This window comes from Candidatus Microthrix parvicella Bio17-1 (assembly GCF_000299415.1).
GTDB lineage: Bacteria > Actinomycetota > Acidimicrobiia > Acidimicrobiales > Microtrichaceae > Microthrix > Microthrix parvicella.
The window spans coordinates 1,191,016-1,215,161 of record NZ_AMPG01000001.1; the positions used below are offsets into that span (position 1 = coordinate 1,191,016).

General features: G+C 64.1%; 22 protein-coding genes. 7 read left to right on the forward strand and 15 right to left on the reverse strand.

The features are described 5' to 3' along the window. The first annotated feature begins 195 nt into the window (after positions 1-195). Positions 196-1,404 carry an amidohydrolase family protein gene (locus MPARV_RS0105805; protein ID WP_020377580.1) on the forward strand — a complete coding sequence of 403 codons (1,209 nt, stop codon included), beginning with the start codon at positions 196-198 and terminating at the stop codon, positions 1,402-1,404. Positions 1,405-1,477: 73 nt separating this feature from the next. Here the strand turns inward: MPARV_RS0105805 and MPARV_RS0105815 are convergent, their stop codons facing one another. After that, positions 1,478-2,914 (reverse strand): wax ester/triacylglycerol synthase family O-acyltransferase, encoded by a 1,437-nt coding sequence (locus MPARV_RS0105815; protein WP_020377581.1) that lies wholly within the window; start codon positions 2,912-2,914, stop codon positions 1,478-1,480. Then, complete coding sequence (locus MPARV_RS0105820; protein WP_012224131.1) at positions 2,911-3,783, reverse strand: alpha/beta fold hydrolase; 873 nt, start codon at positions 3,781-3,783, stop codon at positions 2,911-2,913. The genes MPARV_RS0105815 and MPARV_RS0105820 overlap by 4 nt, the downstream gene beginning before the upstream one ends. Positions 3,784-3,989: 206 nt before the next feature. Here MPARV_RS0105820 and MPARV_RS0105830 point away from each other — a divergent pair, with 206 nt between their 5' ends. Further along, complete coding sequence (locus tag MPARV_RS0105830; protein ID WP_020377583.1) at positions 3,990-5,282, forward strand: HNH endonuclease signature motif containing protein; 1,293 nt, start codon at positions 3,990-3,992, stop codon at positions 5,280-5,282. Positions 5,283-5,396: 114 nt separating this feature from the next. Here the strand turns inward: MPARV_RS0105830 and MPARV_RS0105835 are convergent, their stop codons facing one another. Beyond that, entirely contained in the window at positions 5,397-6,425 is a 1,029-nt protein-coding gene (locus MPARV_RS0105835; RefSeq protein WP_020377584.1) for a 1-acyl-sn-glycerol-3-phosphate acyltransferase, read from the reverse strand. Further along, positions 6,422-7,252, reverse strand: coding sequence for a patatin-like phospholipase family protein (locus MPARV_RS0105840; protein WP_012224124.1), 831 nt, complete (start codon positions 7,250-7,252; stop codon positions 6,422-6,424). The genes MPARV_RS0105835 and MPARV_RS0105840 overlap by 4 nt, the downstream gene beginning before the upstream one ends. 97 nt (positions 7,253-7,349) lie before the next feature. Here MPARV_RS0105840 and MPARV_RS0105845 point away from each other — a divergent pair, with 97 nt between their 5' ends. Further along, positions 7,350-8,687: an ATP-grasp domain-containing protein gene (locus MPARV_RS0105845; protein WP_051011891.1), complete on the forward strand. Its 1,338-nt coding sequence runs from the start codon at positions 7,350-7,352 to the stop codon at positions 8,685-8,687. Between the two features lie 162 nt (positions 8,688-8,849). On the opposite strand, the gene MPARV_RS0105850 is transcribed toward MPARV_RS0105845, so the two are convergent. The 3 genes from MPARV_RS0105850 to MPARV_RS0105860 are packed head-to-tail and all read right to left on the reverse strand — an operon-like array spanning position 8,850 to position 11,518. Continuing rightward, positions 8,850-9,458, reverse strand: coding sequence for a NifU family protein (locus tag MPARV_RS0105850; protein WP_020377587.1), 609 nt, complete (start codon positions 9,456-9,458; stop codon positions 8,850-8,852). 49 nt (positions 9,459-9,507) lie between these two features. After that, a complete protein-coding gene (locus MPARV_RS0105855; protein WP_020377588.1) occupies positions 9,508-9,825 on the reverse strand; it encodes a metal-sulfur cluster assembly factor in 318 nt (105 codons plus the stop codon). 1 nt (position 9,826) lies between these two features. Further along, positions 9,827-11,518 carry a DUF2249 domain-containing protein gene (locus tag MPARV_RS0105860; RefSeq protein ID WP_031277412.1) on the reverse strand — a complete coding sequence of 564 codons (1,692 nt, stop codon included), beginning with the start codon at positions 11,516-11,518 and terminating at the stop codon, positions 9,827-9,829. A 79-nt stretch (positions 11,519-11,597) separates the two neighbouring features. On the opposite strand from MPARV_RS0105860, the gene MPARV_RS0105865 reads away from it, so the two are divergent. Next, on the forward strand, positions 11,598-11,831 hold the full coding sequence (locus tag MPARV_RS0105865; RefSeq protein WP_012224117.1) for a DUF2249 domain-containing protein: 234 nt from the start codon (positions 11,598-11,600) through the stop codon (positions 11,829-11,831). 23 nt (positions 11,832-11,854) lie between these two features. Here MPARV_RS0105865 and MPARV_RS23455 read toward each other — a convergent pair whose 3' ends face one another. Next, a complete protein-coding gene (locus MPARV_RS23455) occupies positions 11,855-11,977 on the reverse strand; it encodes a sulfurtransferase TusA family protein (protein WP_020377590.1) in 123 nt (40 codons plus the stop codon). Positions 11,978-12,101: 124 nt separating this feature from the next. Between MPARV_RS23455 and MPARV_RS0105875 the strand changes: the two genes are divergently transcribed. Together MPARV_RS0105875 and MPARV_RS0105885 are read left to right on the forward strand one after the other, a co-directional pair. Continuing rightward, complete coding sequence (locus tag MPARV_RS0105875; protein WP_012231233.1) at positions 12,102-13,502, forward strand: IS1380 family transposase; 1,401 nt, start codon at positions 12,102-12,104, stop codon at positions 13,500-13,502. Between the two features lie 504 nt (positions 13,503-14,006). Continuing rightward, positions 14,007-14,996 (forward strand): ferredoxin reductase domain-containing protein, encoded by a 990-nt coding sequence (locus MPARV_RS0105885; RefSeq protein ID WP_020377592.1) that lies wholly within the window; start codon positions 14,007-14,009, stop codon positions 14,994-14,996. A 7-nt stretch (positions 14,997-15,003) separates the two neighbouring features. Here the strand turns inward: MPARV_RS0105885 and MPARV_RS0105890 are convergent, their stop codons facing one another. Further along, positions 15,004-15,432 carry a hypothetical protein gene (locus MPARV_RS0105890; protein ID WP_012224114.1) on the reverse strand — a complete coding sequence of 143 codons (429 nt, stop codon included), beginning with the start codon at positions 15,430-15,432 and terminating at the stop codon, positions 15,004-15,006. Continuing rightward, complete coding sequence (locus MPARV_RS22310; RefSeq protein WP_157789472.1) at positions 15,429-15,965, reverse strand: hypothetical protein; 537 nt, start codon at positions 15,963-15,965, stop codon at positions 15,429-15,431. Before MPARV_RS22310 ends, MPARV_RS0105890 begins: the two co-directional genes overlap by 4 nt. A 242-nt stretch (positions 15,966-16,207) precedes the next feature. Between MPARV_RS22310 and MPARV_RS0105900 the strand changes: the two genes are divergently transcribed. After that, on the forward strand, positions 16,208-17,026 hold the full coding sequence (locus tag MPARV_RS0105900; protein ID WP_012224112.1) for an SDR family oxidoreductase: 819 nt from the start codon (positions 16,208-16,210) through the stop codon (positions 17,024-17,026). 12 nt (positions 17,027-17,038) lie between these two features. Here MPARV_RS0105900 and MPARV_RS0105905 read toward each other — a convergent pair whose 3' ends face one another. The 5 genes from MPARV_RS0105905 to MPARV_RS0105925 form a co-directional block, all read right to left on the reverse strand. Beyond that, complete coding sequence (locus MPARV_RS0105905; RefSeq protein WP_020377593.1) at positions 17,039-17,242, reverse strand: heavy-metal-associated domain-containing protein; 204 nt, start codon at positions 17,240-17,242, stop codon at positions 17,039-17,041. 107 nt (positions 17,243-17,349) lie between these two features. Next, positions 17,350-19,563: an endonuclease/exonuclease/phosphatase family protein gene (locus MPARV_RS0105910; RefSeq protein ID WP_012224110.1), complete on the reverse strand. Its 2,214-nt coding sequence runs from the start codon at positions 19,561-19,563 to the stop codon at positions 17,350-17,352. Positions 19,564-19,574: 11 nt separating this feature from the next. Continuing rightward, on the reverse strand, positions 19,575-20,468 hold the full coding sequence (locus tag MPARV_RS0105915; protein ID WP_020377595.1) for an NHL repeat-containing protein: 894 nt from the start codon (positions 20,466-20,468) through the stop codon (positions 19,575-19,577). Beyond that, positions 20,465-21,664, reverse strand: coding sequence for a hypothetical protein (locus MPARV_RS0105920; protein WP_020377596.1), 1,200 nt, complete (start codon positions 21,662-21,664; stop codon positions 20,465-20,467). The genes MPARV_RS0105915 and MPARV_RS0105920 overlap by 4 nt, the downstream gene beginning before the upstream one ends. Position 21,665: 1 nt before the next feature. Then, positions 21,666-23,975, reverse strand: coding sequence for a zinc dependent phospholipase C family protein (locus MPARV_RS0105925; RefSeq protein ID WP_051011892.1), 2,310 nt, complete (start codon positions 23,973-23,975; stop codon positions 21,666-21,668). Between the last annotated feature and the right edge of the window lie 171 nt (positions 23,976-24,146).

The following is a 24,146-nucleotide window of genomic DNA, read 5'->3' on the forward strand; positions in this document are numbered from 1 at the left end:
AGGGAAACCTCCCGGATTCTGCGCCGGACCGACTGCCGTCGTGCCCAATTCGCAAGCTACCGGGCACCGGCGGCGCTGCCATCACCCGGACGCGGTGCCAGTGGGCACAGCACGCTCCAGCATCCGGTCTTGCGCGTAACTAGAACGTGTTCTACTTTTCGATGAACCATCGACCACCAGGAAGCGGAGCCACCCATGGTTGTAATCCCCCGGATCGTCTCGGTCGATGACCACGTCATCGAGCCACCCCACCTGTGGGAGAACTACATCGCCCCGGAGTTCCGCGGCCGTGCACCGAGGGTCGAGCGCATCCCGTGCGCCCACATGGGTTACGTAGGGGGAAAGTTCACCGCCGAGCCCGGCGACGATGGTGTGCCGTGCGATTGGTGGCGGTTCGAAGACCTCCTGATTCCACGAACCAGGGTGGAGTCAGCGGTGGGCTACGACCGCGCCGACATCACGGTGACCCCAACGACCTACGAGGAGATGCGGACGGGTTGTTATGACCCCACCGCCCGGCTCGCCGACATGGACCAGGGCCATATCGAGGCACAACTGTGTTTCCCCTCCAGCTTCCCGCGGTTCTGCGGCCAAACCTTCTCCGAGACCAAGGACAAAGACCTGGGGCTCGCCTGCATCGAGGCCTACAACAACTGGATGATCGAGGAATGGTGTGCCGATTCCAACGGGCGGCTGATGCCGTTGGCCATCGTTCCGCTCTGGGACCCCGAGTTGGCGGCCACCGAGTTGCTTCGCAACGTGCGGCGGGGCGTACGAGCCGTCACCTTCTCCGAAATTCCCGCCTACCTGGGCCTACCGTCAATCCACACCGAATACTGGGATCCGTTCTTCGCCGCATGCGCCGAGCACGGCGTGTCCATCCACATGCACATCGGCTCGTCGTCGAAAATGCCTTCCACGTCCCCCGACGCACCGGCGCTCGTGGCCTCGGCGTTGACGTTCGGCAACGCCATGTCGTCCATGGTGGACTTCATGTTGTCGGGCGTGCTCGTTCGCTTCCCCGAACTCCAACTCGCCTACTCCGAGGGCCAGATCGGCTGGATTCCCTACATCCTCGAGCGCACCGACCACGTCTGGGAGGCAAACCGGGCGTGGGGCGACGTGGGCGACAGCGTGCCCGAACCGCCGAGCACCTATTTCCACCGGCAGATCTATGCGTGCTTCTTCGAGGATGAGTTTGGGTTGACCTCCGAGGCGCTCAACAAGATCACCCCCCAGCGCATCCTGTTCGAGACCGACTACCCGCACTCGGACAGTGTCTGGCCGGAGACAGAAGCCACCGCACAGCGGCTGATGGGCCACCTCGACCAGGAAACGGTCAACCTGTTGTGCCGCGGCAATGCCATCAAGCTGCTCGACCTCGACCTACCGGTCAACCCGTAGCCCCATCGGCAAGGGCCGACAACACGAGGCTGCACCACAGGGCGATCCTCGCCCCACCCGCCAGCTGCTCAGGTCACTGCTCGGCGGTTCGACGCGCCGGCGCCGCCTGTGCCACCAGTTCCGCAGCAGACGCCTCAAGATGCGCGAGGAACCCATCGGGGTCATCGATGACCTCGGGGTCGACCGTGAGGCCTACCCCGAGCTCCTCCCCGTAGGACAAAACCCCGATGATGAGCGCAATGTTTCCAACGCCGGTGATGAACGGGTGGACTGCCTGCAGCTGGGAACCCAGGAGGTACATGGGTAGCGGCGAGCCTGGAATATTGGTGACCGCAAGGTTTGCAAACGGCTGCCGGGACAGTGCAAGTGGTCCCAGCCGACGAAGCAGCAGCGGTGGCACCACGTCCACCACCGAGAACAACGACGAGACCATCGAAGATCCTCCGCCCTGCTTGCGGCGCACCATCTCTGCATGGACCTCGGCCAGACGCTCCAGTGGATCAGCCGTGGCGACCGGGAGTTCAGCGACCAGTGCCGAGAAACTGTTGCCCGCCCCGGAATCGTCCCCGCCCACCGACCCCACCGGCACCAGCACGCGTGGCGGCTGGTCGGCCAATTCGGCCGAGACCTCATCACCCAGGTGTCGCCGAAGGGCGCCGGTCACCACGGTAAGCACCACGTCGTTCAGCGTGGTGCCGTGAGCGCGCTTCACCGACATCAGGTCGGGCATCGACATCGCTGCCCAGAGCACGTCTCGGTGGGGGCCCACCCGACCGTTCAGCGGCATTGGTGGCGCCGTCTCGACCCCTCCGCGCATGGCGCCGGCCACGGTGTCGGCCACCGACCGAACCACCCCGGGCACCCGTCGGGGATCCAGCAGGGACGCAAGTGAGCGAACCGCCCCAACAGCAATCTCACCCTGACGTCGGGCGCGGGCCATGAGTGCCTCGGCCAGTAGCCGGTCGTTCCCGGGGGATGGCTCCGGTTTCCACGGCGCGCCCACATCGGGATCATCCCGAGGTTCAAGGTCCATCAGCAACATCGCAGCGTCGAACAACGACAAGCCATCGGCCAACACATGGTGGACCCGAAGCACGAATGCCACCCGGTCGTCGTCCACACCCTCGACGAACCACGCGTCCCACAACGGCCGTGACCAATCCAGTGGCTCCGAAAGCAACTCGCCGACGAAGCGACGCAGCTCGGCCTCACCCCCCGGTTCCGGCAGGGTCGAGGCCATCACATGATGGGCGATGTGGAAGTGGTCGTCATCAAGCCACATGGGGCGACCGGCATCAAAGGGGATCGAGGCAAGCCGCTTGCGAAATCGGGGCGACTGGTCCAACCGGGCATCAACGTGAGCCCGAATCGCGTCGAGCCGAAGGTTGCCGACCTCATCCCGCAGGGGCGCCGCCTCAAAAAAGCACACCGCCCCGATTTGAAGTTGAGCCTCCGGATCGCTGACGAAGAGCAGCGTTGCGTCCTCGGCGCTGAGAGGCTCGTGGCTCACGAGACCTCCGCCCCGCTGGAGGTATTGCTCCCCGCCACGGTGAGCCTTGGCTTGGCGGCCGTTCGCCCCGCCACCTCATCGATGAACTCGACGACGCAGTCGGTCAGACGCGCGGGCGAAAAGCGCAGCTCCACCGGCGAACGCGCACGTTCCAGGCGGGCGTTGGGCAGCTGGTTCACCAGGTTGACCGCATCGCTGAACGGGTGGATCAGATCGTTGCTGTGGGCCAGCACCAGCGTGGGCGCTTCGAGGCGTGACCGCTGGTCAAGGCTGGGCGCCACCGGGCCAACCAGCACCCCGTGCAGGATCGCCGCCATCACCTCGGGCGGAAGCGAACCGGCGTGCATCAGCGCGTTGACCGGCCCCCATGGGGTCTTTGGAAGGCGCCTCACCGCAGCGGACGTCACGCGCATCACCGGCCGCCCATAGTGGGCGGCCAGCAACATGGGCACGAAGGCAAGCGCGGCTGAAGGCACCGCCCACTCCAGCACGGGCATCTCCAGCACCAGGCCCTGCACACGTTCGGGGTGCTCGACCGCAGCAAAGAGGCTGACGTTGGCGCCAAGTGACAGCCCACCAAGCACGGCGCGCTCGACCCCAAGGTGATCGAGCAGGCCAATGACCTGCTCCGCATAACTGTCGATTCGGTATTCGGCCGCGTGCGCCGGGCTGTCGCTGCGACCGTGTCCAAGGAGATCCAAAAGCACCACCCGGTTTCCGCGGTCGGCCAGCGCGTCGGCGATGCCCCGGTTGAGGTTGGAGTCGAGCAACAACCCGTGCAGGTACACCACGACGCTGTCGCCCGAGCCGTACTCGTCGTAGACCAGTCGGTGGCCCTCGTGTTCGAAGCTGGACGTTCGGTAGGTCATGGGCGTCCTCGCCATTCATTTCGAGGGATTTCAGCCTAGCAACGAGTCCCTCTGCGCCGGGTGGGTCAGAACCCTCACCTCACCGGGGGCGCTTCATGATCGTCGAAGCGACCGTCATCAACTCAGAGCCTTTTGACGGGACGATTACCTGCTGCTCAGCCCAAAAATTCATCGACATTTATATCGAACAGGTGTACGATATAACCATGTCCACCGGCGAGTCAAACCCCAACCAACCGAACAGCGACGGCAACCGCTGTGACAGCGGTCGCGACGGTGAGCCGGCGGCCATCTCCGGCGACCTTGTCGGGGCTTCCGAAGGTGCCCCGGAGCTAGATGAGTTGGTGGCGATCGCCGCTCAGCGGTGCAGGTTGGATCACCGCGAGAGTGTGTTGCTGGCCGAGATTGCCCAAACCGACGTGTGCGACGTGTTGCACGGACATCACCCCAACGTCTGGTTCGCCGACCGAACCCGACAGGCCCGCTACACCGCATCTTCACGCATGCGCACCGCGCAGCGGCTCCACAACCGGTGCGGCGAATTGGCCGACGCGCTTGCGGCCGGGGTGGTTGGATGGCAACACGTTGTGGTGTTCGATCGGGCCGCCAACAGCCGCATCCGAGCAGCCATGATCGAGTTGCTGCCAGGGATCATCAACCTCGCCCAGGTAGCAACGTTTGAACGCTGGTCCCAAGAAGTCCGCGGAATCGCCGACCGTCTCGACCAGGATGGCGGCTACGACCCCGCCACCGACCCGACCAACAACCAGCTTCACCTGGTGCCCACCACCGGCGGCATCACCTACATTTCCGGACAGCTGGTCGGCGAACTGGCACTCACGATCAAACAGCTGATCGATGGGGAGACCGACCGGGTTCTGACCCGTTACCGGTCCGACGCTGAAGCCTCCGACGGCGACATTCCAGTGCCGTCACGAGCACAAGCCGCAGCCGAAGCGCTCGGCGAACTCGTCGACCGCGCTTCTAGCATCCCCGACGCAACAGGAAAGCTCCCCGAGCCCGAAATTGTGGTCATCCTCAACGATCAGACCGGTGATCTCACCGACGACGACGGCAACCACCTCTCACCGGTGATCCTCCGGTTCATCATCGCCGCCGGGCTCATCCGACCCCTTGAAATGGCTGGTTCCGGCGACCCGCTGCGAATGGGCCGCACCCTCCGCTGCGCCAACCGCCATCAACGCCGGGCCCTCACGGTCCGCGACGGCGGCTGCCTCTTCCCCGGCTGCGGCCGACCCGCTCACTGGTGCGACGCCCACCACGCCGACCACTGGGACACAAACGGCCCGACCGACATCGAAAACCTCGCTTTGTTGTGCCGGCACCACCACCGAGTCACCCACCGGCCCGGCTGGGCCATGACCCGGGATCAAGACACCGGAGACCCCAACGAAATCCGGTTCCGATGGAGGACCCCCACCGGTCGCCTCCTCGAATCCCAACGACACCACCAACGCAGCAAACCAGCCGCAGCGTAGGTCAGTAGTCGCCGCAAACCCGGCCAACAAGATGTCATCAACGCGCACCAGCCCCACCGACCTCGACAATGAGGGTTTGTGTGACCGCCTCTGCGACCACGACCGATCGAGGTGCTATTCCCTCTCGCGTTGCTCGTCGATCCACCGGTCGATGCGTTCCCAGGCCCGGAACAGCCAGTCCATACGCTCGGCCGAGTCGGTCGGAATCTCGCTGGCCGGGACAACCCGCCAGGCCAAATGCAACGTCTTGTCCTCGGGGAGCGATGCCCACAGGTCCGAAACCGTAAAGATCTGATCGAGGCCGGTGTGAGCAACGAAGACCACATCAGCGGCGGGGCATGCGTCGATGGCGGCCAAGGTGCCCGCCGGGCGCGGGGCCAACACATGGGTCATCGACTCTGCGCGTCGGGCCGCCTCTTCGTGGCCGTCGCTTCGCAGCCGTTCAATGGCCCGTGTGCGGCGGCCTTCGGTGAAGTTGCCACCTTCCGGGAAGATCACAAACGCACCCTGGTTGGTCATACCTGATGCCAGTTCGGCAATCGAGGAGGTCGTGTCGCTGCCCGGTGCGGGGTTCTGCATGATGAACCGGTTGGGAAGCCGGTTGAGCAGTATGTCGAACACCGGATCAAGCTGAAGCGCCGCCTTGGCAACGATTCGGGGACGACGGCCCTCCCAGGACATGACCTCGTGCAGCAGGAGAAACGAGTCGGCGGGTCCGGCATGCCTGCTCAGCACGATCAGCGGGGCATCGCTGCTGGTGCCATCACGGGAATCGGTGGGCAACGCCATTCCGTCTTGTTCGATGTTGAGGGAGAACAGTCGGCTTCCCGTGTACACGAGGAGCCGCAATGCCCAACGCAGCAGCCGGTAGTGGGCGCTCACAAACGCCTCCAACGAGAGTTTCCAGCCGAACCCCGACGCCAACCACAAACCAAGGGCGGCCACGGTGACCACCACCTCGACGAACAGATAGCACGTGGCAAGCCCCAAAAGGCGCAGTGCCCGCCACTTGCCGGGAAGTCGATAGGACAGGATCAGCGCGGCGATCAGAAGCAGCGGCACGGTCGTGACGTACAGGAAAAAGATCAGCAGCGGAAGTGGCCAGAAAACAATTCGACGCACCCAGCGAGGGGGCAGCTTCACGATTCGAATGCATTCAGGTAGTCGACGGATGCCTCATAGGACCTGTCGATTCGACGCTCAATCGACTCCGAGTTGCCGCGCCGATACTGGCTCACGTCGTTGAACGACTTCGGGTCTCCGGTCGGCAGGACGTGCACTGCGATGTTGTCCGGCAGGTTGCGCAACGCCTCGGTGAAACGATGCCGACGGGAGATCTCGAAGGCCACCATCGCCACCTCCCACGGGTTTGACGGCGGCGCCAACGGCGCTTCCACCCGGCCGACCTGCAGCACGTAGATGGTGGTCGCACCGTGGGTGATCGCCCGGTCCAAGGGAATCGAGGAGACCAGCCCGCCATCGAGGAAGTGCTCGCCGTCGATTTCAACCGGGGGAAACATGCCTGGCACGGCCGACGACGCCAGGATGGCGTCAACCAGGGGCCCCGCCGAGAAGTAGTGGGCTGTGGCGTGCTCGATGCTCGCTGCGACACACTCGAAGCTCACCGCGAGGTCTTCGATGTGTCGAACGGGCAGGATCTGTTCGAGGAGTTCCCGCAGCACCCGGTTGTCGCTCAGGTGGGTCCCCGATCTGGCGAGGGTGGTCACCTTGGAAAAGACCGAGCCACCAAACACCCCCGAGTGGTCGAGCGTGGTCCACAGCTCGGTCAGCGCCTCGACGCTACGAGCGGAAGGGTCTGCGGCGATCATGGCCCCGTTGATGGAACCAATCGAGGTGCCCACGACCAGGTCGGGAATGATGCCGAAATCGATCAGCGCGCCGAGCATTCCCACCTCGTGTGCACCGAGATCCCCGCCGCCACCCAGGACGAACGCCGTCTCTGTTTCCATCACGCAGTTTCTACACCTTGGTGGTCACCTGGTGGCTCCGACCGACGGCAGGTGGAGGTAGGTTTTTCTAGTATCACGTAGAGGTATCGTGTCCGTGATGATGGCAGCCACCCTGGGAACGAAGCCGCAGGCACGCATCGTGCTCCTCCTCCCTACCGAGGGCTATCGGGCCGAAGCGTTCTTCGATGCCGCCTCTGCGCTCAATGTCGAGGTGGTTGTGGCCACCGAACACCCCCCGCCACTCGCCACCGAGATGGAGGGTCGCCTGGTCGATGTCGACTTCGATCGGCCCGAGGTGTCGGCCGCAAAGATCGCCGCACTCGCCGAGCGGGTCCCGGTTGATGCCGTGGTCGGGGTGGATGATCAGGGCGTGCTCACCGCGGCGCACGCAAGCGAACTGCTGGGCCTGGCGGACAATCCGCCCGACGCAGTTGCGGCAACCCGGGACAAGGTGGAGATGCGCAGCGTGCTCAAGGCATGGGCGGTTCCCCAACCTGAGTTCCGGGTCGCCGATTCCGATGCGGACATCGCCTCGCTCGCTGCCTTCGTGGGACTGCCCTGCGTGGTGAAACCAATCTCGCTCTCGGCCAGCACCGGTGTGATCCGCGCCGACACCCCTGATGACGCCGCCCTGGTGGCCCAACGGGTGCGCAGGATTCTCGTCACACACGACCGGCCGGGCGACGAACTGCTGCTCGTTGAGCACTTCGTCGCCGGGGCCGAGGTGTCGATCGAGGGGTTGTTGCGTCACGGCGAGCTGGAGGTTCTCGCGCTCTTCGACAAGCCCGATCCGCTCAATGGCCCCTACTTCGAGGAAACGATCTACGTCACCCCATCGCGCCTCTCCGTTGCCCAGCAGAACGCCGTGATCGAGGTGGCCGCTGCCGGCTGCCATGCGTTGGGTCTACGCGAGGGCCCGGTTCACGCCGAGGTCCGGGTGGGCAACGACACCACCGATACCCAGCCAGCGGTGTGGTTGTTGGAGGTGGCGGCCCGTTCCATCGGCGGTCTGTGCTCCCGGGTGTTGCGATTTGGCGCCGGTGTCTCCCTCGAAGAGGTCATTCTGCGCCATGCGCTGGGGCTCGATACCGGCCAACTCACCCGTTTCACCGGCGGGCCCGCCGGCCGCGGTTCCGCAGGGGTGATGATGCTTCCGATCCCCCGGTCCGGCCTCCTGGTCGAGTTCGCCGGCGTCGAGGCTGCCGCCGCCGTCGAGGGCATCGTCGGGGTGGAGATCACCGCCCGGCCCGGCCGGTTGATCCAAGCTCTCCCGGAGGGAGGGCGCTACCTCGGTTTCGTTTTCGCACGGCGGGACACACCGGCACTGGTTGAGGCCTCCCTGCGGCAAGCGCACGCAGCCTTGGAAATCAACATCATCGACGTGCCTCGACCTGTCGGTGCGGCCATGGGATCCGGGCGCACTCGTCGGGGTTGACGCCCTGGCCATCTCGGTGCCGATGCACACCGCCAGCCGCATCTCACCTTCGGCTGCACCACCAAAGTGGAGCTGATCCTGCGCCAGAGCGACCTGCGCAGAACCGACCGAACTCCAGCTACAGCCGCTTCAACAACCATGACGAGCACGCCCTGAGGCGAGCTACTTCTTGGCGGGTTCGTAGTAGGGGTTGGTTCCCGATGCGTGATCGGTGACGTCGACCACCTCAAGGATTTCGGGGATCTGGTCCTTCAGCGTGCGCTCGATCCCCGAACGCAGCGTCATCGCCGAGACGGCACAGCCCTGGCAGCCCCCGCCCATCAGGATGTACGCCTTCGGTTCCTCCCAGGCGCGCAACTCGGCGTAGCCGCCGTGCTGGGCCAGGCTCGGATTGATCGCCTTCTCCAGCAGCAGGTTGATGCGCTCGGGCACCTCCCCGGTGAGTTCCACATCCAGTCCGGCCAGTGGGTTGGGCCGGTTCGGATTGCGCAGCACCATCCCCGATCCGCCGGCGGGAAGGTCGAGTGTTGCCCCCTGAAGTTTGTCGATCGAACTCGCCGGCACGATCACGCCCAGACCCAGCCAGTCGACGACCGAGTCGTCGGCTTCGGCCGAGTCCAGCGCGTCGAAGGAGAGTTCGTAGCGATACTCGGGGCCACTTTCTCCGGTGACCTCGATGCGCAGCCCCTGTGGGGTGGCGGCCTCCTCCTCGTTGAGCAGGTCGAGGATCTTGGCCCGGGCAAGGTCGGTCACGAGCACCACGGGATTCATCGAAACCTCCGAGGCGTGACTTCGTTGGGGTAGGGCCAAGCAAGGTCCATCACAGGCCCAATGCTGCCAGGCTTTCCGGTTCGATCAGGTCGGGGCACCATGGCGGATCCCACACGATCTGGAAGTCGATTCGGCTTTCGCCGTCGGGCCCCAGCGCGTTGGCGGCCGCCAGCCGGGCCATCTCCGGCAGCGTCTCGGAGACGGGACATCCGGGTGTGGTCAGCGTCATGTCGATCTTCACCCGGTCGCCCTCCGCCTCCAGGCGGTAAATCAGCCCCATGCTGACGATGTCCAACCCCAACTCGGGGTCATACACCTGACGCAACGCGTTGTAGATCGCTTCGATCGGATCGTTCGTGAGTGCCATATCAGGCCTCCTGTTGTTGATCGTGCCATCGAATCATCAGCAGCGGGCCCGACACCAGGTTCGCCACGGCAAGAACGCCTGCCAGACCCAGTGAAATACCCGCCCCCCGCACCAGCCAACTGGTGGCGGTGAGAACGCCGAGCACACCGGCACCGGCACCGACGACCGCCGCCCCAAAGGTCACCCGAGCCGCAGTGTCGTTCACGAGGTGGGCAAACAGGAGCGCCCTGCCGTCGGGCCCCTTCATGATTCCCCGGGAGCGCAATCGGTTCCAGGTGATGAATGGCACGATCTTGTGCGAGTGGCCAATGACCGCCAAGGTGAGCCAGAGGATCAGGGAGAAGACCTCGGTGACCACCAGCCGGGTCCTGAGTTCGGTGTCGATGGGAGCGAGACCGGCCACGATGCCGGTCATGATGGCGATCACCAGGAAGGCTGCGGAGGCAAGCACAAAGCCGTGCAGCAGTTCGAGGCTGCGTCTGCGGTGAGCGATGACCGAGGCCAGCGAGGCGAGGTGAAAACCGAGGCCCGCCACCACGAGCGCTCCTCCGACGATCGTCACCGGTTGCGACGAGAACAACAGCCCAAGCGTCACGATCGGCGCCCCGGTGCCGACCAACCAAACTGCCCGTTCGCCGGCGCGGGCGTGCGGACGGTGCGCCAGCAGAAACATCGGCCACAGCTTCTCGGCAACCGCCACGTAGGCGAGGCCGAGCCATCCGATCAAGCCGAGGTGAGCATGGGCGAGCACCCGGTCGGACAGCAGCGGGAACCAGTAGAACCCACGATCGAACGCGTAGGTGACCCCGAATCCAGCGGTGATCACCAGGTAGGCCACCGCAAGGCGCAGTCCAACAATCGGCGCACCCTTACCGGTGGCCGACAGCGGCCGCGAGAGGTTCCAAGCTGCGGTGCAGACCGCCGTCGTGGCGAGCACTCCGCCCAGTTGCACCACGCCGGTGTGTCTGGTGGCAAAACCGAGGGGTATCAGCCATGCCCCCGGCACAAACAGCACGCCGGTGAGCACGCCGGCGGGAACCGACCGCAGCGGCTTGGCCCCCACCACCGGGCCGAACTGGTGCAGCGCACCCAGCACTGCGGCGCTCAGAAATGCGAGCACGCCGAAATGCACCGCTGCCAACACATGGTCATCCCTGGGGAAGGTCACCGCCGTTGGTGCCGTAACCATCATGGCGACCCCAAACCCGATCAGGCCCGCCCCGGCGGCGGCCAGGAAGCCGAGCGGCAGCCAGGCCGGGGGCACGTTCTGCGTCGGGTCCATCGCCATCACCGAGGCCGGCAACGTCGGCGCCGATGGGGCATGCGTTGCTGAGGGGGCATGCGTTGCTGAGGGGACAGGAGAGGTTCTCGACTTGATCGTGAAGGGTGACTCCGCCACCGCCTTCGCTTCGGACTGGTCGGTCGCTACCGCACCCGCACCCGCATCGGCGGGTTCGAAGCGGACCCGCCACTCGGTGTCGGTCACTCGTTCGGATTGATAGGTGTAACCCTGCGCCGCGAGCACGCCTTCCAGGGGCGTCGGCTCGAACGGCGCCACCAGCAGCAGGGACCGACCATCAAGGGCGGCCACGGTCTGCATGATCGTTCCGAAGGGCTCCTCCCCTCGTTCGATGATGGGACGGACGTCGAGCAGGACCTCACCTGTGTCACCGGTCAGGTTGTCTGCGCTCATCTGAGCCTCCGCTGGGTTGCGCTGCAATGCAGGGCTATTCTAGCACTTGCTAGAATAACTCACGATCAAGGAGCACAACATGCCCAGCACCGACCAAACCCTCGATATCCGCACCGAGGTACCCCGCCGGCGCCACGAACTCATCTTCGAGACCTACGGCAAGCTCGGGGCCGGTGAGAACTTCGTGCTCATCAACGACCACGACCCCAAGCCGCTGCGCTACCAGTTCGAGGCGGAGCACTCCCGCGAGTTCTCCTGGGACTACCTGGAAGAGGGTCCTGAGGTCTGGCGAGTCCGCATCGGCAAGGTCTGAAGCCTGCGACAGGGGCCGAGGAATTACCCGGCCTGCTCGAAGCGGACCCTCCACTCAGCGTCGCTCACCTTTTCAACTTCGTAGGTGAAACCCTGCGAGGAGAGCACGCCCATCAGCGGAGTCGGCTCGAAGGAGGCGACCAGCATCAGACCCGGATATTGCAGCCGGGTAGCGGGTTGTTGGTGGTTTGACGCGGCAGGTGCCCCTGCTGGCTGGAAGAATGGAGAGTACGAACAGCTCTATTCGACTAGCGAGAGGAGCACCTGCCAGGTGAATGCTACAGGCGCGTTGTTTGATGCCGGGGAACTGATCGGACAGCCCCGCCGCCGGAGTGCTTCGGTGAAGGTCAAGGTGAGCGATGACAAGGTGACCGGGGTGGGCGGGGTGGCGTTGTGGGGACCGATGTTGGACAACCTGAACCTGGTCGGTGTCGCCGATGGGCGCCGGTTGCGGCCGATCGGGCCTGGCGGCTACACCGGCGGGGAGTGCTATCGGGCGTTGGTCGAGATCCTGTTGGCCGGAGGCGATTTCTTGTCGGACCGGTCCCTGTTGGATGGGCCGACCCAACAGTTGCGGGGCGCTCACGTGTTGCCCTCACACGCGACGATGTTCCGGTTTTGTGGCGGAGCCGATTTTGGTCGGGTCCAGAAAGCCGCGGCGGTGAACCGGACGATGTTGGCTCGGGCGTGGGCGTCGGGTGCGGGACCTTCTGGTGGGATGGTCACGGTTGATCCCGATGCCACGCTGGTCGACACCTACGGGCCGGACAAGGAAGGTTCGAAGTTCTCCTACCGGGGCGAGGTTGGCTTGTCACCGCTGATCGGGGTGTGTGGTGAGACCGGTGACGTGCTCGCGATCCGTGCCCGGTCTGGGAATGCCCATCCGGGCCGGGACAACGCCGGGTTCATTCGAGAGTGTGTGTCGGCGATCCCCGGCCCGGTCCGGGAAACAACGAACCTGTGGGTCCGTGTCGATTCCGCCGGCTACCAACACGCCGTGTTCGACACCGTCGAGGCGCTGGGTGGGGTGTTCTCCGTGACCGCGCCACAACGGTCCAACGTGAAAGCGAAAGTCCGGGCGTTGGCCACCAACCCTGACACGCAATGGGTGCCAGCGTTGGCCGGCGAGGCCAAGCGGGGTTCCGAGGTCGCAGAAACACCTTTCGTGATGGGGCAAGGCAAGACCCGGCGCATGTTGCGGATGATCGTGCGCCGTCAACGCACCAGCGCCGGTGACCAGTTGTCCTTTGATGATCTTGACGGTTGGAGGTTCCATGCGATTGTCACGAACCTTCCCGCCCTGTTCGCACCCCCAGCAGAGGTCGAGGCCCACCATCGGCTTCGTGGCGGGATCCCCGAGGACACCATCCGGCAACTCAAGGAAGACTTTGGGCTGATCCACGCGCCGGTGAAGAACTTCTTCGGGAACTGGTTGTGGTGGCACGCCTCTGTGCTTGCTCACAACACCGCCCGCTGGGTCCGTCACCTCGGGCTGCCCCCGACGTTCAAACGGTGCCGTGGGAAACGGCTCCGCCTCGCGTTCTTCAATGTCGCAGCACGAGTTGTCAACCACGCCGGCGGCCTCGAGTTGCGGCTCCCACGATCCCACGCCTGGGCCGACGCGTTCATCGAAGCCCTCACACGCATCCGGGCCCTGCCCGCGTTCGCCTGACCCGGCCAGGCACCCACACACCCAGACTCAGCCCGGACAACCCGACCACACCACAACCTTCTGCCTCACCGCGCCCCAAAACCAGACAAACACCATTCAACCTCACACCAGAGGCAGCACCCACCCAAACCAGTGGCCTACACGCCGTTCAAGAACCGGGCTGCAATATCCGGGTCAGAGACCGGCCATCGAGCGAGGCCACGGTCTCCATGATCTTGCCGAACGGCTCCTCCCCACGCTCAAGCATGGGACGCACGTCGAGTAGGACCTCACCAGAGCCTCGGTCGTCGCTCTCGGTTACTCCGCTCATCACGCCTCCCGCGTTCTTCTAGTGTTGACTAGAAAAGACTACCAGAAGGTGTTCTCGGACGGTGCGGCGCCGACCGCGTCCTCCGCCCTGGGAGTGCGCGGTGCGCCCACCCGAAGACGGTCGTTGCATCACCGACTCCCGCCGGTGGTGCCCGAGGGTTTCTGCGGTTTGAGAATCCCTGCCAGAATTAACCGATGGCCATTCCCGAGTCGATTGATACCTCCGTCACCTTCGAAGAGGCCCGGACGACCATCCCGGATCTCACCTCCAAGCTGTCGGACGCCTACTACAACGCAACGATCAGCTACTTCAACCGGCTCACCGACGAGGTGTGGATCTTCGGCGTGAAGCCGGACGATGGGCCGGTTTCCTTCGTGCCCGGCCAGTACACCTCGCTGGGCCTGGGCTACTGGGAACCCCGCATCGACGATGCCATCGAGTCCGACATCGACACGCAGTGGTCCAAACTGGCGCGCCGCTCCTATTCGGTGTCGAGCCCCATGTTCACCAGCGACGATTACCACGCCGATCATGGGGTGGCCGACCTGGCCCGCTGCGAGGACCTGGATGACATCGAGATCTACGCGGTGCTCGTGAGCCCCGACGGCGACTTCGTGCCCGGCCTGACACCGCGCCTGGCGATGAAGAACGTTGGCGACCGACTGTTTATGGGCCGGAAGATGGCGGGGCGCTACGACGCCACTGCGGTTGACGACCCGACTGCACCGCTGGTCTTCCTCTCCACCGGCACAGGTGAAGCCCCCCAGATGGCGATGATCGTCGAACTGCTGCGCACCGGTCATACAGGCCCAATCGTGTCGGTGGTGACCGCACGGCACTGGTCAGACCTGGTGTACGTGGACAAGAACCGGGCGCTCGAGAAGCGCTTCGACAACTACACCTACCTGCCGATCCCCACCCGGGAGCCGGACGTGAAAAAGCGCTACATCCAGGACGTGGTGCGCAACGACTTCACCGCAGACAAGCTTGGATTCGAGCTGGACCCCACCAACACGCACGTGTTCGTCTGCGGCAACCCCGACATGATCGGGCTGCCCGATGAGTCCGGCGATCAGCCGGTGTTCCCCACGACCCTCGGAGTGTCCGAGATCCTCGTCGAGCGTGGCTTCAAGCTCGACAAGCGCAAAGACCCAGGCAACATCCACTTCGAAGAGTTCTGGTAGGCCGAGGTCAGCTCTCCGGGACGCTCTGATAGCGGGCGACCGTGAAGGCGATCATGAGCGGCACGATCGTCGCAAACACCACAAGTCCGGCGGTGAGGACCGCCAGTGGGCGTCCCGGAACGTCATTGATGATGAACGACCATTCGATGACTGCGCTTTGGATGACGTAGGCCAGCAGCGTCCATCTGAGCACCAGAAGGAATCGGGCCCACGCGAACGGGTGGATCCTCACGAGCATCACGATGGCGCTCAGCTCAAGGACGATCGCTACGACCATGGATGCGGTCGGCACCGCCAGCGATGGCTCCTTCCCGATCTGTGCGATGACAAGAACCCCACCGGTGATTGCCAACGTCAATCCGAGCATCGCCACAACAACCACGGGCGGAAGCCGGCGTTCAAAGGGCCGCACTGCGGCGGTTGGTACGGCGCTCATTGCGTGGCAACCCGGGTCATGATCAGCAGCGTCGCAACCTGCATGAGGCCGGTGATGCCGGCGGTATAAACGAATCGCTTCATCAGATGATCGATGACATCGCCGTCGGGCGGAGCCTTCTTCATTTCGAACAGCACCGCGATGTTCGCCGGTTCGAGAATGCCGAGCGCGATGACCGCCATGATTCCAACGACAACCATCGAAGCAATCAACCATGGCCGATTGATCGATTCCGGATAGAGGTTGCCGTAATTGATCGCCACCTGGAAGCCGGCAGCCAGGGTCATCATGACCAGGACCGGCATCAACAGCACCATCTTCGGCATGAACTTCGACGCAAACTCAACACGGGCGGGAGGGGACAGACCTCCCAGGATCGGCCCGATGACCAACCCCACGAAGAGATCAACCGCGGTCCAGATTCCGCCACCTGCAACGTGAGTCAGCATCAACGCCCAGGTTGAATTTGATGCGATCGAAAATATTACGAGCACCAGCGCGGCAGCCGCTATCGGCAAGCCCTTGAGCGGCACGATCTGAATGTCGAGGGGTGCCGCACGCTGCCCGCCACTCGACGCACCAACATTGGCCGAATTGGCATCACCCGTTGCGCTCATCGGCTGCCCCCTGCGTGACCGACGTCTGTTTGCGAATGCTAGCAGACGGATTTGACAATCTCATCAATCTTCGTTACGTGCCGACGTGGGCCGGCGCCGCGGCGCAGGCCCCCTCCCTCAAGGGCCTATCGTTGGGTCGGAGACGAAGGGGAGGTCCAGTGGGACGACTCGACGGCAAGGTGGCCATTATCACCGGTGCGGCCAGGGGCATGGGTGAGGCCGAGGCACGGCTGTTCGCATCCGAGGGCGCCCGGGTGGTGATCGCCGACGTGCTCACCGAGGAGGGCGCAGCAGTGGCAGCCGACATCGGCGAGGCCGCTCGATTTGTGCCGCTCGATGTGACCGACGAGGCGGCCTGGCTCGATCTGATGAAAATCACCACCGACGTGTTCGGGTGCCCCGACGTGCTGGTGAACAACGCAGGTGTGCTCGTGCCGTCACCGATCCGCGAGCTCGAGGTCGAGCAGTTGCGTTACGTGCTCGACGTCAACCTGCTTGGCCCGATCCTTGGAGTAAAGGTTGTGGGAGCGGCCATGGCCGACGCCGGACGCGGTTCGATCGTCAACGTCTCCTCCACCGGCGGGTTGCTGGGCATGTCGATGATCAGCAGCTATGTCGCGTCCAAATGGGGCCTGCGCGGCTTCAGCCGATCTGCAGCGATCGAGCTCGGACCCAACGGGGTGCGGGTCAACTCGCTGCACCCCGGCGGCGTGACCACTCCCATGGTTGGCGTGACCGACGTTTCCGCGATGGTCGAACCGCCCGGACCCGGTGAGGCCGAATCCAACCCCACCCTGGCCGCATCCGACGCTCAGGGCGCGACCCAACCCATCCGCCGGTTGGGTCGCCCAATCGAGATCGCGCGGCTGGCGCTGTTTCTGGCATCGGACGAGTCGTCGTACTGCACGGGTGCCGAGTTCGTCGCCGACGGTGGGTCGGTGGCCGGACAGGATCTGACCGCCACCTTCGGAGGCTGAATCGACCCTGGCTCAGGAGGCGGCCGGGTACCCCGCCGAGGTCAGCGTCGACCTCACAGCATCGGGGTCGCCACCCACAACCGTCACGCTCTTCGATGCCACGTCAACCTCGACCGACTGCACGCCGGCCATGGCCCCGACAGCCGATTCGATGGTCGCCTTGCAATGTTCACAGCTGACGTCGGGCACCTTGAAAGTTGTCTCCTGCTCGGACACTGTCGCCTCCTTGAGGGGTGCTGAGGTCGGGTTGGGTGGTTGTTGGCCACCCGTCTGACAAGTTCAAGACGAATCTACCGACCTGCTGCGGATATCGAGCATCACATTCATGACGGAAGCCAGTGGCCCACCGTTACCGTCAACCGGTAGTTCCCATCTCCGAAGTCGAACCCCAGCTCACCATGGACGACACCGCCTGGTTCCTCCCGGAGGATCTTGAAGTTCGGCGAGCCTGCCAGCTGATCGGCTCCGAGGAGCGTCGCCGATGCTCTGTCGTTCGCAGACGTATCATCGAGCTCGATGATGGTCACGTCGATCTTGTCGACGTAGGTGATGGACGTGATCCAGGGGTCCAGAGTGCGGGAGTCATCGTCGTCAAAGTCGCCCACCTGATCATTGCTGATCTTGATCGTCAGACTCTCGTCGGCGACAAGTTCTACAGCAATGTCGTCTGAACCCCACTCGTTCCCCAAGAAGCCATCGGTTTCGTCTTCGCAGAAGAGTGTGATCTCACTGTTCGGAATGCCAGATCCCCGCCCGTAGAGCACGGAGAGATCGGTGCGCCAGATCGCTGTCAGGTCGCGCGCGTCCGGGTCGAGACGCCTCGCGACCGCGAAGAAGTGGCCGTTGTCGGCGGTCCCGAACCGAACCGACGGGGTGTTCGATCCCGGGCCGTCGGTTCCCAACACCGACCATTGGTTGCCATCTCGCAGTTCCACGACGGAGAGTTCAAATCCCGCTGCGTCGGCACCGCCGAGTTGGACTTCCACCGTTTGCTCGGCGCCGGTGTCCACCTTCACGGTGTCGAACATGAACCACAACGCGTTTTCGTCGGAGAAGGGCGTGCTGGAATCGTCGTTCGCAAAGTTGGGGCTGCTCGGCGCCTCAACAGCGGCTTCGACTGAAGGCAACAGGCCAATCGCATCGAACCTATCCAGCCCTTCGTTTCGATGTAAGCGAAGCTCAAAGCCGGACTTCGAATCACGCACAAGTTCCGAGACCCGCAGAAAGAACGGAACATCGGGAAACACGAACCGCCGCCCGCGTTCGGACTCCGAAATCCCGAAGGGAGGCATCGGGGTGGACAGGTTCGTCGCAGCGAAGGCTGCCAGCTCGGGAGTCCCGTACTTCTGGTGCAGGTCGATCTCGTAGCTCCCCTTCTCCTCCACGCGGAACCACCACATGCTCCCCGAGTAGATCCCCCCGCTCTCGGAGGCGTCCGGCGGAGCTGAGATCACCTGGGCGAGCGCTACCGAGTTGTGTTCGTCTTGATGGGCCAAGTCGACCCTGACGGGGCGATGGTCGCTGGTGTACGAGCTCGAGGGGTCGAGGATCTCGAGGGCGAGGCATTGGTGTTGCATCTCGAGGCGACCCGCAAACGAGGCCGGGTGCAGGAAGTAGTCAAGCCGTTGCTCCTTCGGCTCGTAGCGGGCCGGCGCAGTGTGGCCTGGATCGCGGCCGTTGTCGTCACCGCACTGCTCGATGCCCCATGCTTCTACCAGCGAATCGGTGAAGAACGCTCCGGGGTTGTAGAAGAGATTGCTCCACTCTTCGGCGCCGAGAGGGGTCCCGCCGGGCGTCGCGGGGTTCGTGTTGGCTCCGACGATGTTGAGGTCGCCGAGCAGGTACACCTCCTCCTGGAACGGGGCTGCCGTCCCCACGCAGGTCTCGATGAACCGCTGCATCTGGGCCATCTGGTCGACGCGGGTCTCGGCGTGTTCGCCGACGGCGTCCGAATCGGCCTGCGTGTGAGACGCGAACACGTGGACCCGGTCAGCACCTGAGCGGAGTCGGGCGTAGATCATCCCCTTGGCGGCATGGACGTCATTACCGGCCGTCTCGCTGAAGGGTTCATAACCAACGAACGGCACTCCATTCGGGAACACACCGGCGAATTCGGGAGGCGCCGGGACCGTGTCGAATGGCAACCGGCTGAAGAGCATCAGGCCGCTGTCCTCCCAGATCCCTTCCAGCAACGACCAACCGATGAGCCCCAGCCCTACCAGCTGCGAAATCAGCGATGGAGCGACGAGCAAGCCGACTCCGAGCAGCTGCAGGCCGAGTTGGTCTTCGTCGGCCTTCGTGATCATGCTGCCAAAGCGGCCCCCAAGCCGATCAGCGAGGATCTCGCGGGCATCCTCGTCGAACACTTCGTTGAGGAGCACGATGTCGTAGTCCTGGGGGCTCGCCAGGATCCGGTCTGCGATCGAATGAGCACGAGGTTCGGCGTTCTCGGACGGAAAGAGGGACTTGTCGGCACCAGCCTCCATCCCCCAGGACCGCAGCTGGGTATTGAACGTCAGGATGCGTAAGGGCTGCATGGTGGCTCCGATCAGGCGAAGTGAGCGATGGCGATGCCGACGGGTTCGTCGAACCGTCTGGGCTCGCCCTCGGCAACGATGGAGGACAGCGTCGTGTTGGGGCTCCACCCGCCGGCTCCCTCGGTGACGAACTGAACGATCACGGATGCGCGTGGATCGGTGACATAAACCACGTTGCTCGACTCGCTCGCCATGGCCGACGGCATCACGAGGACCCCTGCAGCTCCATGTTCCACAAAGGTCTCGACACCCGTGCCCGCATCGAGGATCTCGACCAACGCCGAGCGTCTGACATCGACGACGAGCACCGTGTCTCCGATCGCGCAGACTCCGACGGGTGCAGCGAGTGGCACCCCCCCGACGAACGGCCCGATGGCAGACCAACCCCACCCTCCGATCTCGTCGATACGAACGACCCGGCCGGCACGTCCGTCAGTGACGTAAATGCGACCAGCGGCATCGTGGGCGAGGCTGGTCGGAGCGAGGAAACCAATGGCATCGGGATCTGCCGATGTAGGGCCCGGCAACGGACCCAACGCGGCCCAACCCGAACCGGACAGCGAATCGACACGGACAACCCGGCGATTACCGGTGTCGGCAATCCAGATCACACCCTTCTCGTCCACGTGGACCGCAGTCGGTGTGTCGAACTCGTCGACCCCTGAACCAAACGTGCCGTACTCCTGCCACGATCCGACAAAATCGACCGGATCGAATGACACGATCCGATGGTTGCCGGCGTCAGCGACCAACAACTGGTTCACATCATCGGAGGCCAGCCCACGCGGTCGTTCAAACTCACCGATGCCGCTCCCACGTGCACCAAAGCGCTCATCGACATCAGCCAGATCGCCCGGGAGCACGATGACCTCGCAGCGCCGACGATCGCTCACGTAAACCTTCATGACTGAGTCACCACAATGCTGTAACCGCCGATCACGACGCCGTCGCGCAGTGCCTCGAACCGGAGCAGGTGCGTGTCCGCCGGATCTTCCGACATTGCTGCGGCCAACGCCCGGCCCGTCAGCTCATCGGCCTCGATCAGGCGAGCGAGGGCAACTGCGGACCGCCCTCGCTTCGTGGGTTCGCCTTCGCTCTCGGGGTTCTGACCGAAGCGGTAGAGGCGGCTGCCACGCTCAGGAGCGGTGACCCACCCGATGGTTCCACGGGTGCGAGAGGCGCTCTCCTCCTGCTCGGATTCTCCCCGGTCGTGCCTCACCAAAAGATGGGTAGGTGGGCGCGGGCGGGGAATGCCCACCCAATCCCCGCCGCCGGCCAGCGCGTGTGGTGCGAGCACGTCGGTCACCGTTTCAAGGCCGTGAACCAACTGCATCGAGTCGTTGGGGCCGATCTGCCGGCCGAGCCAGAGAAGAAGTGGGTGGAGATCGAGATCGGGGCGGGCCACGTGGAGGTTGAGCTGGCCCACGTGACGGTCCGTGGCGGCGTCGAACCCGACCGTGGCGCGATCCATCAGACACGATACGACCGCGAGCAGGCACTCGTGTCCCTCGTTTTCCCACCTCGGGATCCACGGCTCGGCGATGCGGACGACGCTCATACATGCGGTCGACGTGCGGTCGGCAAGATCGAAACCTGCATTCCCGATCAGCTCCGGAGGATGGGGCGAACCGGCGCCGAAGGAGAAGGCCGGGTTCGCCCAGTAAGCATCAACGCGCGCTCCGATCGCGGCGAGGCGACCCAGATTCCACACCCGGACAAAGATCGTGTGCGGTTCGCCCAGCCGGGGCGTGAGCGTTGCAGCCTGAGCGTCGATCGAGTCCACGATGCCGGGAACGACGATGATGTCGGGCGACTGCCAGAAGTAGGGCATAGGCGGTTCTCGTACGCCGTGATCGCCGGTCATCGCCCGGATGAGGAGGTACGGGAGCAACTGGTCTTGGCGGGGACGCCGACCGGGCGCTCGCTCATCGACCCAGGCGAGGACGTGCCTGAGCGCGTCCTCCTCGTCAGCCTCATCGGGCAGGTGGTGGAGCGGTTGTAACGGATGTTTACGAGTGGTGGTTGGATCGCCGCCGCGAGCGAGACGATCCTCCTCCGGCGTGAGTTCGGGATGGTCGAAGTGCTCACGGATGTCGCTCACGTCATTCCTTCCGTCCGGCCGGGTCGAGACCCCCGGCAGCGACGATGTCATCCGGGGTCACCTCGGTGCCGCTCAAGTCGCCCTCGTGTGGGTTGCAACCGGGGTCAACGCCTTCGAGATAGTGGATCGCCAGATGGGTGTGCGCGTCGTAGACCCGAGCGTCGGTGTTCCCCTGGTAGCCCTCGGGTGGGGTGCACGGCTTACCGAACTTGAACGTGCCATCAAACTCAGATCCGTCCGGTGTGGTGGTGCCCGTCATACGGTTCCAATCCCAACAGTGATACCCGTACCCCCGGTCGGCATCGAGGTTGTAGTCGGGATGCTGGTCGCCCGACGTCATCCGGCCGATCACGTGGAGGCCATAATCGACCGGGTCGCCGAGGTGCTCGCCCTTGCCGAGGTGGAAATCGCATGCTTCCTCGGTGGCGTGCGGAGTCTTTGCAGCGTCGAAAAGCCTGCGGGCTTCGGTGTGGCCGGGGTCGTTTCCGAAAAGCGCCGTCGCGTCCTGCCATTGCTGCCACGGACCGGCATGGGTCAGCGATGGCTCCCAGCCGTTGACGGTTCCGTCGTTGTGCCGGTGTGGGTACCGCCAAGGTCGCAAGAACTCCGAGGGAGCCTTGCCGTCAGCCCAGGAATCACCGACGATCGCCCCGAACACCTGTTGAAATGTGGACGGATCGTCACGGATAATCGAGCGGGGGTAGGCGGCATCTGCGTCCCGTGGGGAGCCCGCTTGGCGGCCCGACGGCTCGTCCGGGACTGGGAAGGGTGGCACGCCGGTCGGGCTCTTCAGCATCGCTGCCAGGTTCGGACCCGCAGCCGTCGAGATACCCAGGCGGACGAGGCCTTCGGAAATCTCCTCGTGCTTCGGCATGAGGAAGCCCGTCATCACGAGTGGTTGTCGAGCGGCAAGCATCGCGCTCCACATCGGGACCACGACGTTTTCGTACAGAACTTCACGGACGGGATACGTGGCGAGATCATTGATCACGGCGACAGGCAGGGTGCCAAACCAAACCCCAAGCTCTGCCAGATACAAAGGCCAGCTCAACACCGCCAAGAGCATGTCGAGCAGATCGAAGTCGTCGTCGTCGTCACCTCCACGTGCCGGATCGTCATGTCCGCCGAACCCTGGAGGCGACGGAGGACTGTGATCGTTGAAGACAGGGGGCGCCGTCGGTCGGCGGGGTGAGTATCCCGAAGTGCTGGTGTACTTGACGTACTTGTACAGCGTCCACCAAGTGTCCTGAATGGCGTCCACGCTGGGGCGGCCACTCGATCCGTCATGGAAGCTTGCCGAGCCCTGCGTGAGCAGCCTCGGGCCGTCGTCGCCGTAGACGTCGGCCATCGTGTCGATGATGAGACGACACAGGTCGGCAGGAAGGTCGAGGGTGTCGAGGTCCCACAGCTCCTCGCGTTCGTGATCTGCGGCCGCTGAGTCATCCGTCGGATAACCCGGCAGGCCGGTGAAATAGTCGTACGCAGGCGCATCTGAAGCGCCCAGGTAGGGGGCCTGCTGTCCGTTTCGGAACGCAAGTCGGAAGTGCAGGGCAGCGGTGTCCATTTCCCCGTAAGGCTCGGTCCCGCCGTGCTGCGCGTCGTAGACCCGAGCGTCCATGTGGTTCTCGACCAGGTGGTGACGCTGCCAATGCAGGCGGAACGGGCCACCACATTTGGCATTCACGAACGAGTGCCCGGTGACATCGGTTGCACAGTGACTCATCCAGCCGAGGGCGAAGGCTTTATGTTGTTCGGTGGTCGCGTTCTCGTACAGCTTGCGGGCAAACTCAAACGTCTTTCGGTAATGGAACATGTCAGACCAGTAAAAGCCCGAATCCCCCCAGCCTTTCGGAACGCCACTGGTGAGCAGGCCGAACCAGTCGTAGAGCTTGGTGAGTAGTCCGAGAATCGCATCCTTGATCAGCTCGGCGAGCTCCTGCAGCATCGTTCCGATCTCTCTTGCAACACCACCGCTGATCTGGTTGATCACGTTGCCCACACCGCTGATCACTGGGGCTGCCCACTCGTTCCAGCGCTTCAGAAACTCCTCGTCGAGCACTTCCCAGACATCTCGAATCCAGTCGATGATCGTGCGGAGCACGTTTCCCTTGTCGCCGGAGAAGTCGGGCAGCAAGAAGAAGATGTCGGGACCTAGCGCGCCCGCGGCCAGGTAGTTGCGCCACTTGTAGGCGATCTCTCCGAGATCGATGGCCCCGTCCTTACCGATCGGGAAGTCGATGGGGACATCGCCGTTGCGGAGTTGGTCGGCCGTCTTTTTCGCGGCTTCCATATGAATGTACCAGCCAGGCATGAGGCCTCCAACGAGCCATCGACAAAAAGCACGTATTCCAATAGATTTAGATTGCCGACCGCGGAACGAAAGCGCTTACACTTTACCAGACTCATCATATATTGCAATGTCTTTATAGACTGCCCTTGGCTGGAAAGACGGCGTGATCCATGGGTGGTCGCGGTGGGCACG